Genomic DNA, 12,138 nt, shown 5'->3' on the forward strand with positions numbered 1-12,138 from the left:
CAGCCCAATGTCCGCCGCCTCTGTTACGAGACAACTTCATTAGTATACGCTCTTTGTTCCTTCTTGTCAATGCTTTTATGTAGTTTTTTTCAGGTTTTCTTTGAAAGATATTTTAATTGATAAACCGGTATTTCTGACATGACTTTAATGATACACCAAGCTTTTTATTATACCAGACCAACGATGCTTGAGGATGAATCGAAGCATCTTTGGTCTTGTTCTAATTATAATTTAGCATAAGTCATTGTTGCGTTTTGATTTAATTGTGTATCTGACAATCTACAGCATTGATTCGCTCTCCCTATTTTTAACACTCTCAAGCTACTTAGAGAAGATCAATTTTATCCTGGACCCTTACAATTGTGGCAACGCTTTAATAAAACTGCCCTCTTTCAAATCATCAAAGGCCTGTTGTAGCTCTTCCTCGGTATTCATCACAATGGGACCGCCCCAAGCGATCGGTTCATTCAGCGGAGGCGCCGAAAACACGGCCAGTCGAAGCGGCTTTTCAGCGGCTGTCATTTCAATATACTCCCCTTCACTAAACAACAATGCCGATTTCTCTTTATATACGGCTCCCGCGACCTTACCTTGACCTTCAATTAGAAACGCAAATACGGTTTCTCCTTTGGGTGTTGGCACCTTGACTGATTTTTCAGCGTCAACTGCCACATCTAAAATCATCGCCTGGATGTGATGGGGATCGGCACCTTTTACGCCTTCATAGGAACCCGATATAACACCAACATTAAAACCATCTCCTTTATATAGAGGAATATCTTCTTTTCTGATCTCAAAATACTTTGGCTCCGTCATTTTTTCTGACCTCGGCAGATTCAGCCATAACTGGAAACCCAGCATTCTTTCACAGGCCTGAGGCATCTCCTGATGGAGAATCCCACTTCCCCCGGTCATCCATTGGGAGCATCCGGATTCAATAGCGCCCTTATTTCCCAGGCTGTCCTGATGTTCGATCAGCCCTTCAACCAGATAGGTGACCGTTTCAATTCCCCGGTGGGGATGCATAGGAAAACCCTTGATGTAATCCTGAGGATTTTCAGAATCAAAGGAATCGAGCATTAAGAAGGGGTCAAATGCTTTTACGGTTGAGTGGGATAAGACCCGGGTCAAATGAACGCCGGCCCCATCGACTGCACGAGCCCCCTGAACAACTTGGATGACTTTTCTTTCTTTCATAAAAACGCCTTCTTTCTTTTTCTTCTATTCACAACTTGTTTCTCATTACTTGAAATTATACCGCCCAAAACTTTAATTAAACATTTTGAAACAAAAAATGACGGTGCTTTTCTATCTTCGGTCGATCAACGGTATTCCGTAAAGCAGACCTTAACATCCGGTAACCGCTGGTGCGTTCGTATCAAACAACGCTAAAAATTACTGCCGTCTAATGAAGCCGTGCAACTCCGTCGTAGCTCACGCTACGCCTCCGTTTGGGGCTTCGCCCCATAAAAAAATAGATATATGAACATTGATTTTCAAGTGAACTTGAATCAATATTCATATATCTATTTTTTTGCACGGCTTCATTATAAAAAGTCCCGCGACGTCCTATCCTCCCAGGCAGTTACCCACCAAGTACTTTCGGCGCTGGAAGACTTTACTTCTGTGTTCGGTATGGGAACAGGTGTGGCCCTTCCGCCATCGTCGCGAGACTTATTTAGCTTTGTTTTACTAAAAAACAAATAGGTTTAAAGGAGCGTTAGCGGTCAAACCGGCTAAATTGGCCATCAATTCTTGCAGAAATCTTCTACTTCTTCATAAGAGATTTTTGAAAAAATTGGTGTTCCTTGTCCCTACTTGCTATGTATATTCAGTTCTTGTTTATTTCAACTTTATTATTATACGTCGCACAAATCAGTTTGTCAAGCCTTTTTTCAATTTTATTTCTTAATTCTAATTTCCCATCAATTCCTGTATCAATGTCTGCGCTTTTAAAAGGCTCTTTTCTACCTCAAATGAAGTGTCGGCTCTAAAAATACACGCGGTTTGTCCCGATTCGTTCTGATAGTCGACGACCAGTTTGTTTTTCTTTGCTTTTTCATAATCAGTTTTATCCTTTTTGAGTTCATCCTTAAAGCAAATCGTCTGCCAGGCCTGATTGTTCTCAATATCAAAGGTTGATGCAATGGTTGCGGATCTCATCTCCAGGAATGGGATACTAAACTTGGGACCCATGACGGCAAAGTCAATGCCGGCTTCCTGAATTTCCAGGGTTCCTTTAATTGATTTTTTAAATTCTTTATACCCACCCAGATAACTGGCCATGATCGACATTTTTACAGTGGAAGTGTTTTTCCCCCAGGGAAAAAATTTCTTTTTTATCCCTTGCTTATTTCCGATAATTTCCGGTTTCTGATCAGCTCCCTTTTCATCATAGAGATAGCGATAGATGGCATTAATATTTTTTTTATTTACACCGCGATCATTCGTCTGAATATTTGAAATCAGTTCCGAGCGGACCGTGACTTCAGTCCTGAGATCATCAACTTTTTTGAGTTTAACCGTAATCCGTTGGCCATTGGCGGCAAAAACAATCTTTGTTTGAAAAACAACCAAACTTTCTTCTTTGTCAGCGATATGGTTTTTCAAATCATATTTACTGGTATCAAAGGCTAATAAGCGTTCTTCACACTGCTCTTTTGACCGCTTAATGACTTGGGTTTCTTCACCGTGTTTTCCCATAAGGTCGATCTCCCATGCGCATCCTCGCTTTTCTTCTTAGATGTGTTATTTTATCAACTACCTGCAGATAATTTTTTCCAGTAGGCCGATGAGTTTTTCTTCGCAGCTTTTAATCGTAAATTCTTCGGTTCTTAAAAAATCAAAATAACTTTTTGAACGGGCCACCGTGATGATCTGGGCCTGCCTGACCAAATCTGCAAAAATTCTGTTTTGATCGAGATCCAGCTCGAAATTTTCCTGACGCAAGAAATAGTCCAGATCAATATCAAGAATCAGATCCTCGGCACCGATCTTTTTAAGCGGCAGTTTGATGTTTTTAAACATGGCGTCTTCAAGACTTCCAAATTGAGTTTTCGGAACCAGATAGTGACTGCCTTTTGAATAGGTATGTTTTTCCATACAATTGATCATATGGTAATCACTTAGATACCCCAATGCCATGGCGGTATTGATCTGCTCGTCATTACGCATCTGACCGATAGCCTTCCGGACACTGTCCAAATTGAGGGGCTCTATGGTAATCATCATTCTTTGCTGAAATTTCGCCACCAGTTCCACTTCCCGATCAGGGTCAATGGCCATCGCTTTTTGATAGGCCCACAGCCAGAACGGTGGATTGGTGTCCGGATGATAATCAATACTCACCAACACCATCGGGTGCTTTCGGGTTTTATATAAGCGTCCCCAAATCAGGAGCACATAGTGATGATCATCCACCACAAAAATATCTTTGCCCCCAATACTCAGGCATCGGGGTTTTAAATTATTATTACTCATTTAACAGTCCATACTCCCGGCCACCAGCAATTTTAGTCAATATATGAACGGATCCGTAATTCTGCTCCTACCGATTGACTAATTCGTCGACAGGCTTCCTGATCCTCGATGGGCAGTATATCCACAATGGTCAAGATCACTTTGGTATATCTTCCGGCCAGTCGGGCAAACTCCAACAGCTCTTCATAGGCATCTTCAAAAACAGGACGGCATAACTCATCATATTCTTTTTTGTTTTTAGCATTTAAACTGATCGACACCACATCAATGGTATCTTCTAAAAGGGGCGTCATATCCTTTTTATAAATCAGATTGCCATGACCATTTGTATTTAGGCGAATGGGAATGGTATGGATCTTCTTGACTTCTTTGGCAATGGCGCATATTTCATCTAAACGGTATGTTGGTTCGCCATATCCGCAAAAAACCAGCTCCTCATAGTGATCCAGATTACGTTTTAATATGTCTTCTTGTATTTCTGCCTGGGTTGGTTCTCTCTCCAACCAGAGATCATCAACTCCGTTGACTGTGGGTTCATCTTTTCTTACGCAAAACGTACAGGCGTTGCTACATCGATTCGTTATGTTCACATATAAAGACTTCCCTAATTCATAGGTAATCGTCATTTTATTCTCCTCCAGGGATCTGTTTATCGTTTATTCCACTTTGCTATCCATCTGTCTTTATGACTATTTACAAGACCGTGGGCAGGTGGTCTAATTATTTGATTTACTTAATGCTTTCAAGCAAAACTATAAAAAGTTATCAACATTTTACCATATTTAACCATGATGTCACGTAAAATCATTATTTTCTATGAACATCACCAATTATTCCTCTTGCTATTTGGAAATATTTAAGATTCATTTTTGGTAAATAATGAAATCGTTGGTCATTAATCCGATAAAAAAGCACATTTATCAATTAATCGATAAATGTGCTTTTTGTCTTTTTAAAATACGGGACCCACCAGTTTTAAGTCACAGCCTTCGCAGCTCCAATCAAGTCCAACGCCATTCATCTTTCCGCCACATTGGGGGCAGATACCGATTCCGCTTTTGGGGTAAGTATATTCAGTCAGTTCCATTTCAAGTATTTCTACCCCATCCGTCTCAGGTTGTTTTCTGAATTTTTCAATGGTTTTTCGCGACATTTAATTTCTCCTTTGTATTCGATTAATAATCCTCATTCCATTATAGACCATCACTTCTGAGCTTACAAATCATTTATAGGAAAAAATAACGCCCACTTTGTGGATTAATCCTGCTTATTGGTCAATAATGCCATTCGCCACTGCTCTTCTCTAAAACCGATTAGCACTGCGTTTTCTAGAATCACCAACGGTCGTTTCACCAACATACCGTTGGTACTCAACACCTCAGCCATCTGATCCGGCGTCATTGTTTTAACCTTATCTTTTAAGGCCATTTCCCGGTAGACCAGACCACTGGTGTTAAAAAACTTTTTAGCATCACCCTGGTACCGTTGCATCCACTCAACCAACTCATTTTTTTGGGGACGATCCTCCACAATATGCCGTTCTTCAACATCAATCTGGTTTTCTAACAAAAACTTCTTAGCCTTCTGACAGGTTGAGCATTTAGGGTAGCATAAAAATATTGGTCTCATTGCTTACCTCACTTTTATTGTATCATCTCTAATTTCGATTTTTGAACCCGATCGTTGGCAACGCCCTGGGGAAGCGTCACTTCAAATAACTTCTTGCCGGTATTAAAATCAATCTCTGAAATTGCCACATTACCCTCTTTTAGCAGACCCCAGCCAATACTATATACTTCAATGTTATCTCCGATTTTTTGAGTACTTCCATAAGCCAGGGAGATTTTTCCCGGGATTTTGTATTCCTGATAGCCCAGTATTTTTTTATTGACTTCATCGAGTTTTATCTTCAGGATACGGGTTTGACCAGAGCTCAAGGCATTGTCAAAGACCGTTAGATAGCCTTCAGCGGTGATGGCCAAATCCGTTTGTCCGGAGGTTTTTTGTTCCGCAGACATCCCGAATTCATCGCCACTTCCCGATAATTTCCAGATAACCGCCTGGGTTTCCCGATCAATTTTCATAATCGTATTCATATTACCAAAGGATACAATCAGATTGTCATCCTCCGGATCAATGATCATCCGGTTAAAGCCCGAATAATCCGGACTCTGGCTGATGGTATTGCTGTAATCATTATCACTAACACTGAGTCCATAAAATTCCGGATGGGAATCCGTGGTAAATTCAAAGACCACCTGATTGTCTTTCACTTCCTGAATCAGCGTTGTGACCACCTTTGATCCCATCACATTGGCACCCAAACCGTCTGGCACATTCTGAACCAATACTAATTGTGAGGCTTCCACAATATAATGGTTGTCATCAATTAAGATAAAGTCCCGACCATCCACCAAATCGCCCGCTTTTGCCAGTTCACTTTGAGCCAGGGTAATGGTGTCAATTTCCTGATACCGATCATCCAGAATAACCCGTTCGCCCGGTGCATAGCCAATGTCATTACTGTCGCCGTTAACCCGCTGATAGCTGTAACGGATCGTTCCATTTTCAAAAACATGCTTTTTAAAATCCCGATAGGATTCACCGTTGGATTCTTCCGGTGACTTGGCAATGTAAAACACCACCTCGCCCTGTTTGTTAAGCTCATAAAGGGCAGCGCCTCCGGTTGCGATGGCAGCAAAGTAATTCCCATCATAACTGCTCTCACCAGCCGCAATCATTTCAGGAAGCTGGGATGACAGCGTTCTTAAATAAATCACCCGCTCATCCTTTTCGTTATCCACCTGTATTTTTATCCGTTCGCCCGACGAAAGCGTATCCAGTTTTAAATCAATGGTTGTTCCGACGCCGATGCCTTTCCCATTTATCTTAACGTTAGCGCCAACCTCATTAAGTAATTTTATTCTGTTTTCAGTAACACTGCTTAAGCTAACGGCGTCAAATACCGCGTTGTTTTCCGAAAGCGGTAACTCCACATTAAATCCGTTAATTTCTAAGCTCAGCGTTTTATCAGACATCAGGGTATTATCCCGCCCTGAATAAGCCAATGTACAACTGACTAAAATAATTAATAATATTGCCGCACTGATCGATATTATAATAAATTTTCTTGAACTATCCATAAATTCATCTCCTTCTGATCTCCAATCATTTCATCTTCCCGACTTCCTTAATACGCCTTTGTATTTAAGCATGGGGATGATTGTATCACAGCTTCTTTAAAGTTTCATGTAGGTTCTAATTACAGTTTTTTAATAAACTATCCGCCTGTTGTCATGCATTCCACCAAAAGGTAAGGGCCTGGTCATTTCCCAATGCGATGACAAAAAAAGCCCCACCTCAATGAAAAGATGGGGTGAATACTTTTAATTTGCAACTTAACAAATAATCTCAGCCAGTTCATCCACATTAATATTGTAGAAACCTTGTTTGATGTCACAGGCTTCAATGGCTTTTTTAATGCTTTCCTTTTCGTAGGCCGTGCCAATCAGAGCATCACTGAGCACCGTGATGTCCATGGTTCCAAAGAAATCACCATAAATATGACAGTCCATAATTTTGCCCTTGTTCACATCCAGTTTAAATTCCATTTTTCCGCCATCAAAGCGGCCGGTTTTAGTGATGTTGAACTTCGGCGATTTTCCATAGTTCCATTCCCAGCTTTCAAATTTTTCTTTGGCAATGGCCTCGATCCGTTCCCGATCCGCCGCCGTCAGTTTATATTCTGCCGCCAAACCCTGCATAATGCTTTCAACCATCAGCTTTTTAAAGGTGTCGGTATCGATCGGTGTTGTCAAATGTTCTGAAATATTAGTGACCCGTTCCTTAACGGATTTGATGCCCTTGGAAATAATTTTGTAATCATCGACAGTCAGGCATTTGACCATCTGTTCAAAGTCGGTATTAAATAACAGCGATCCATGATGAAGGGTATAGCCGTTTAACATACACTGAGCGTTGCCAGAGAACTTTTTGCCGTGGATAACCAGATCATTCCGGCTATTGAATTCGGCCGGAACATCGAGTTTTTTAAGTCCATCTATCACTGGGCCAATGTACTTATTGAAATCAATCGTTTCTGCCAGACCTCTGGTGATAAAACTGAACTGCCAGCCCCCCATGTCGGTGTAAATGGTACCGCCACCGGTGATGCGCCGCACCACCTTGATGCCATTTTTTTTGGCAAAGTCTTCGTTAATTTCTTCGATGGTGTTCTGATACTTGCCAATCATCAGGGTTGGCTCGGTTCGCCAAAAGATAAAGATCTGCTCCTCGGGCAGCTGCTTTTCGGTAATCAGGTAGTATTCCAGGGCAAAATTAAAAAAAGGATCGGTGGAATTGTTTTCGATATAAATCATCAGCTTTTTCCTCCTTCAAGTGCTTCTTCCGCCCGGTAGGAACTACGAACCAGGGGGCTACTGGCAATATAATGAAAGCCTTTGGCTTCGCCAATTTTTTTGTACTCTTCAAATTTTTCCGGGGTCACATAAGCTTTGACTTTGATGTGTTGTGGTGATGGTTGCAAATACTGGCCGATGGTGAAAATATCACAGCCGGCTTTCAGACTATCATCCATGACCTTAAAAACTTGTTCATCCGTCTCCCCCAGGCCGACCATAATCCCGGTTTTCGTTTTGATCTGGGGTGCCTTTGTCTTAACATATAAAAGCACCTGCATCGATCGATCATAGTCCGCCTCCGGCCGGACCTCAGGATAAAATTCCCGGACGGTTTCGACATTATGATTAATCACATCGGGGTTGGCTGCTATGACAATGTCCAGGTGTTCCGAAACGCCTTGCAGGTCAGGGATCAGCACCTCAACGGTTACTCCCGGGTTTAACTTTCGCACGGCCTTAATGGTATTGGCAAAATGGCTGGCTCCGCCGTCTGCCAGATCATCCCGGGTGACACTGGTGATGACCACGTGCTTTAAATCCAATTCCTTGACGGCTTCAGCCAAATGCTGGGGTTCGTTTGGATCCACCGCTTCCACTACCCCGCTGCCGACATTACAAAAACGGCAGTGACGGGTACAAATGTTCCCCAGGATCATAAAGGTGGCCGTCCGTTTTTTATAACATTCACCCAGGTTGGGACAATTGGCTTCTTTACAAACTGTGTTCAGTTTTAGCTTGGCCATCAGTCGGCTGACTTCTTCCACGGCTTCCTTATTATAGTTAACCTTTAACCATTCTGGTTTCTTTTCCATTTTGCCCTCTTGATCAATCACAGTTGATGACGGCAATCACATCATCCACCTTGATTTCATCACCGGCTTCAAAAAATACTTCTTCCAAAACTCCGGATTCCATCGATTCGACCTCACTGACGACCTTTTCGGTTTCAATTTCGAAAAGTACCTCACCCTTTTTTACCACATCTCCGGCTTCTTTGTTCCACGCCGCCAGCACCCCGGTTTCCATTTGTTCGCTTAGTCTTGGCATTTGAATGTTTTTTTTCATCTTAATTTTCTCCTTGTATTTGTATTTTAAAGAAAACAATCCGTTAAGCAATCCACTCTTAGTTCGTTTTCTTTTGTAAACCCGATCCCCTCCAATTGATGCAGAATTTCTCCATAACTATATTTGAGCCCAGTAAGCCTCTCGCTCAATTTGGCATTTACCAAACCATCGACGATCACTTCACACTTGGCAATGCAACCTTTATAAATTTCTAGCTTAACCGCAAGCTGTATTTCCTTCCCTTTTTTGTTTAGGATCGTGCAATCCTTTTCAAATGAGAACTTTGGTGATTGACCGTAATTCCATTCCCATTGGGCGTATTTTTCATTAACTAATGCCTCTACCGCCTCAATATCTTGTTTTGTTAAGCTTACCTTTTCAACACCATCCGGAAATAAGGTTACCAGTAAGGTGTTTTTAAAGGTTTCCAGACTCATTGTTTGGTCGGTTAAGTGTTTTTTAATATTGGTCACATCACTTCTCACCGATTTTACGGACTTGGATGTGATCTTTCCCGTGGTTGTCTTTAGTAAATTTTTTAATAAACTGAGATCCGAATCATATAGTAAGGTGCCATGATGGAGCACCCGTCCCTTTTTTACCGTCTGAGCCGAGCCCGATATTTTTTGTTCGCCAATGGCAATATCGCTGGTACGACGCTTTCTGGCCGGAACCCCCATTTCATTGAGGGCGGCAATGACGGGGTTTAAAAACTGATCATAATCGGCAAAGACATCCCCTTGATTGGTAATAAATGAGTAGTTTAGATTGTTTGTATCATGAAATACCGTACCTCCTCCGGTGTTTCTTCTCGCTACTGGCACCCCTGCTTGTTCCACCGCTTTTAGATTGATTTCCTCAAAAATATTCTGATGTTTTCCCAGGACAATGCTGTTATCATTTTTCCATAACAACAGATACTCGGTATCAAGATTGTTTTTAAACAAGTATTCTTCCATGGCGAGGTTAAAATAAACGTCTGTATTGATGCTGTCTAAAACCTTCACAGGCGGTCTCCTCTCTGATGTATATCAACTTCATGCTTTCGTTGTCTTGAAATATGACTTTAATTTTACCTGAGAACCGCTTTATCGTCTACTCTATTTTTAACACTTTTCCAATCTTTCAAAAAAACATTCGTTCTTGTCGGTTTGATGGCCTAAAATAACAAGTAATTTCTCCCTCAATATGATAAAATATAACCACGGAGGAACTGATATGAAACAAAAACGTTTGCTTATTACAGCTTTTATTTTAAGCTTATTATTTATCTTCACAGGCTGTCAATTATTATCTGGAACCCAAACCAGCTTTACCCCTCATGATTCATTGGTGGTTCACTATCTGGATGTGGGCCAGGGCGATGCCATTCTGCTGGTGGACAACAACGACACCATGCTCATTGATGGCGGCAACCCGGAGTACGGCGAGGCGATCATTACCTATCTGACCGATCTGGGGATCACCCAACTCGACTATGTGGTGGCCACCCATAACCACAATGACCATGCCGGTGGGTTAACCGATGTGGTGGCCAGACTGGATGTGGACAATCTATACCTGACCAATTCCGAGGAAAACAAAGCTTCCCGAAACCTGACCGCTGAAGCAAAAAGTAAGAACATTCCTATTTCTACCCCCAGCCCGGGAACTACCCTGTCTTTTGGCAGCTCAACAATCAACTTTCTTGGACCCCTTAGTGTTCATGACGATGTTAACGATGATTCACTTGTCATGAAAGTCACCCATGGTGCGCATCGTTTTCTATTTACCGGAGACATGGAAGAAGTGGCGGAAAAGGAACTTTTAGCCCAGAACCTCGATCTGGAGGCCGATGTCCTTAAAGTTGGTCATCATGGCAGCTATTCATCCACTGGCTATCTGTTTCTACGAACGGTGAACCCCCGTTATTCGGTAATCTCCTGTGGATTAAACAACGACTACGGTCACCCGCACGAAGAAACCATGAGCCGTCTCAACGACGTCGGCTCCACCATTTTTCGCACCGACCAACTGGGAACCATTATTGCCACCAGTGAGGGTGATCAACTGAGCTTTAATAAAACCGGGATTCCCCCAACCCAACCTTATCAGGAAGTGGACAACGGGCTCGCAGCTACCCCAGAAACACCGGCAAACACAGCCACTTTGGAAACGGCCGCCTATATTGGCAATAAAAACTCCAAGGTTTACCATTTACCTGGCTGCTCCAGTTTACCAAAGGAATCCAATCGGATCTACTTAAAAAATCTGGAAGAAGTTCATTCCCTGGGTCTGACTCCCTGTGGCGTCTGCAAGCCGCCAAGTTAAAACAGTACGAAACGAATAAGGCCAATGTTTAGCAATAATCGTCGCTGCTAAACACTGGCCTCTTTTTTTGCTTTGATTTTTCACTTCGTTTTTACGGTTCTTCTGTTTAATGTTGGACCGCTATTGATTAACCCGTCACCACATCCCGCCGTTTTAGCCAGGTGATGGCAAATAAACAAAGTCCAGCGGTGAATACAGCGCAGGCGATCAGAAAAGCAGCTTCGCCTACCAACATCGGTGCCGCCGGATCGTTGGCCCGCATGCCCAGGGTGATTAGGGCATAGGGAAAGTAAAGCCCATAACCTTTAGACAACAGTGCCAACCCGGCAACGCCACCCATCAGAGCAATTCCGACAGGTACCGCAAAGCTGCGAATCACCAGTGATAGACAGAGCTGCAGGGCGCAAACGACCATGCCGCCCAACGCTCCAAACAACAGCCAGACTGGTAATTCCGGCGGGATCGGTCCCGAAAGCCCCGCCAGCAATCCGGAAATAATAAACAACAGTCCAATCCAGATCTGGGTCAAAATCACCATCAGCCAGCCCATTATCAGTTTAGCTAGAAACAACCGGGATATCGGAACCGGGGTGGTCATTACCGCATTCCAATTGTGGTTGGCATGTTCCAGCCGCAACAGATAGGACGCGTAGATCCCAATCAATACCGGCAGGAAAAAGTAACAGGCAAACAGGGTATGCTGAGTCCACAAGCTATACCACTGATTCTCCAACATTCCCAGGTTGTTGAGATAATTAAAGGTACCCATAAAGGCCGGAATAATGGGAATCAGTAAAAAAGCCATCCACACCGGACTATGTCGCATCTTGATCATTTCTGCTTTTAAAACCCGTTTAAGCAT

The 12,138-nt window shown here is 42.6% G+C and carries 13 protein-coding genes and 1 rRNA gene; 1 reads left to right on the forward strand and 13 read right to left on the reverse strand.

The window, feature by feature from the left end; translation table 11 throughout:
• Positions 1-354: 354 nt before the first annotated feature.
• The 12 genes from U2P91_RS10255 to U2P91_RS10310 all read right to left on the reverse strand — a co-directional run bounded on the left by U2P91_RS10255 (position 355) and on the right by U2P91_RS10310 (position 9,973).
• Positions 355-1,197, reverse strand: coding sequence for a pirin family protein (locus U2P91_RS10255; protein WP_322519588.1), 843 nt, complete (start codon positions 1,195-1,197; stop codon positions 355-357).
• A 359-nt stretch (positions 1,198-1,556) separates the two neighbouring features.
• Positions 1,557-1,673: ribosomal RNA gene (gene rrf, locus U2P91_RS10260) — 5S ribosomal RNA — on the reverse strand.
• Positions 1,674-1,914: 241 nt separating this feature from the next.
• Complete coding sequence (locus U2P91_RS10265) at positions 1,915-2,703, reverse strand: hypothetical protein (protein WP_322519589.1); 789 nt, start codon at positions 2,701-2,703, stop codon at positions 1,915-1,917.
• A 57-nt stretch (positions 2,704-2,760) separates the two neighbouring features.
• A complete protein-coding gene (locus U2P91_RS10270) occupies positions 2,761-3,480 on the reverse strand; it encodes a UPF0489 family protein (RefSeq protein WP_322519590.1) in 720 nt (239 codons plus the stop codon).
• Between the two features lie 32 nt (positions 3,481-3,512).
• Entirely contained in the window at positions 3,513-4,106 is a 594-nt protein-coding gene (locus U2P91_RS10275) for a TatD family nuclease-associated radical SAM protein (protein WP_322519591.1), read from the reverse strand.
• A 326-nt stretch (positions 4,107-4,432) separates the two neighbouring features.
• Entirely contained in the window at positions 4,433-4,633 is a 201-nt protein-coding gene (locus U2P91_RS10280) for a hypothetical protein (RefSeq protein ID WP_111888494.1), read from the reverse strand.
• A gap of 104 nt (positions 4,634-4,737) precedes the next feature.
• Positions 4,738-5,109, reverse strand: coding sequence for an arsenate reductase family protein (locus U2P91_RS10285; protein ID WP_111888495.1), 372 nt, complete (start codon positions 5,107-5,109; stop codon positions 4,738-4,740).
• A gap of 14 nt (positions 5,110-5,123) precedes the next feature.
• Complete coding sequence (locus U2P91_RS10290; protein ID WP_322519592.1) at positions 5,124-6,623, reverse strand: arylsulfotransferase family protein; 1,500 nt, start codon at positions 6,621-6,623, stop codon at positions 5,124-5,126.
• A 255-nt stretch (positions 6,624-6,878) separates the two neighbouring features.
• Positions 6,879-7,859: a lipoate--protein ligase gene (locus U2P91_RS10295; protein WP_322519593.1), complete on the reverse strand. Its 981-nt coding sequence runs from the start codon at positions 7,857-7,859 to the stop codon at positions 6,879-6,881.
• Positions 7,859-8,713: a lipoyl synthase gene (gene lipA, locus U2P91_RS10300; RefSeq protein WP_242988490.1), complete on the reverse strand. Its 855-nt coding sequence runs from the start codon at positions 8,711-8,713 to the stop codon at positions 7,859-7,861. The genes U2P91_RS10295 and lipA overlap by 1 nt, the downstream gene beginning before the upstream one ends.
• A 13-nt stretch (positions 8,714-8,726) precedes the next feature.
• Positions 8,727-8,966, reverse strand: a complete 240-nt coding sequence (locus U2P91_RS10305; RefSeq protein ID WP_111888498.1) for a biotin/lipoyl-containing protein — start codon at positions 8,964-8,966, stop codon at positions 8,727-8,729.
• Positions 8,967-8,992: 26 nt separating this feature from the next.
• Positions 8,993-9,973 carry a lipoate--protein ligase gene (locus tag U2P91_RS10310; protein ID WP_322519594.1) on the reverse strand — a complete coding sequence of 327 codons (981 nt, stop codon included), beginning with the start codon at positions 9,971-9,973 and terminating at the stop codon, positions 8,993-8,995.
• 211 nt (positions 9,974-10,184) lie between these two features.
• Here U2P91_RS10310 and U2P91_RS10315 point away from each other — a divergent pair, with 211 nt between their 5' ends.
• Entirely contained in the window at positions 10,185-11,276 is a 1,092-nt protein-coding gene (locus U2P91_RS10315; RefSeq protein WP_322519595.1) for a ComEC/Rec2 family competence protein, read from the forward strand.
• Between the two features lie 127 nt (positions 11,277-11,403).
• Here U2P91_RS10315 and U2P91_RS10320 read toward each other — a convergent pair whose 3' ends face one another.
• A complete protein-coding gene (locus tag U2P91_RS10320) occupies positions 11,404-12,138 on the reverse strand; it encodes an ABC transporter permease (RefSeq protein WP_322519611.1) in 735 nt (244 codons plus the stop codon).

This window comes from Acetobacterium sp. K1/6, from assembly GCF_034438075.1.
Lineage (GTDB): Bacteria > Bacillota > Clostridia > Eubacteriales > Eubacteriaceae > Acetobacterium > Acetobacterium carbinolicum.

Bases quoted from the DNA above. Each gene is read 5' to 3' on its own strand.
- U2P91_RS10255 (WP_322519588.1), bottom strand. From the start codon at position 1,197: ATGAAAGAAAGAAAAGTCATCCAAGTTGTTCAGGGGGCTCGTGCAGTC.
- U2P91_RS10265 (WP_322519589.1), bottom strand. From the start codon at position 2,703: ATGGGAAAACACGGTGAAGAAACCCAAGTCATTAAGCGGTCAAAAGAG.
- U2P91_RS10270 (WP_322519590.1), bottom strand. From the start codon at position 3,480: ATGAGTAATAATAATTTAAAACCCCGATGCCTGAGTATTGGGGGCAAA.
- U2P91_RS10275 (WP_322519591.1), bottom strand. From the start codon at position 4,106: ATGACGATTACCTATGAATTAGGGAAGTCTTTATATGTGAACATAACG.
- U2P91_RS10280 (WP_111888494.1), bottom strand. From the start codon at position 4,633: ATGTCGCGAAAAACCATTGAAAAATTCAGAAAACAACCTGAGACGGAT.
- U2P91_RS10285 (WP_111888495.1), bottom strand. From the start codon at position 5,109: ATGAGACCAATATTTTTATGCTACCCTAAATGCTCAACCTGTCAGAAG.
- U2P91_RS10290 (WP_322519592.1), bottom strand. From the start codon at position 6,623: ATGGATAGTTCAAGAAAATTTATTATAATATCGATCAGTGCGGCAATA.
- U2P91_RS10295 (WP_322519593.1), bottom strand. From the start codon at position 7,859: ATGATTTATATCGAAAACAATTCCACCGATCCTTTTTTTAATTTTGCC.
- lipA (WP_242988490.1), bottom strand. From the start codon at position 8,713: ATGGAAAAGAAACCAGAATGGTTAAAGGTTAACTATAATAAGGAAGCC.
- U2P91_RS10305 (WP_111888498.1), bottom strand. From the start codon at position 8,966: ATGAAAAAAAACATTCAAATGCCAAGACTAAGCGAACAAATGGAAACC.
- U2P91_RS10315 (WP_322519595.1), top strand. From the start codon at position 10,185: ATGAAACAAAAACGTTTGCTTATTACAGCTTTTATTTTAAGCTTATTA.
- U2P91_RS10320 (WP_322519611.1), bottom strand. From the start codon at position 12,138: ATGCTTAAACGGGTTTTAAAAGCAGAAATGATCAAGATGCGACATAGT.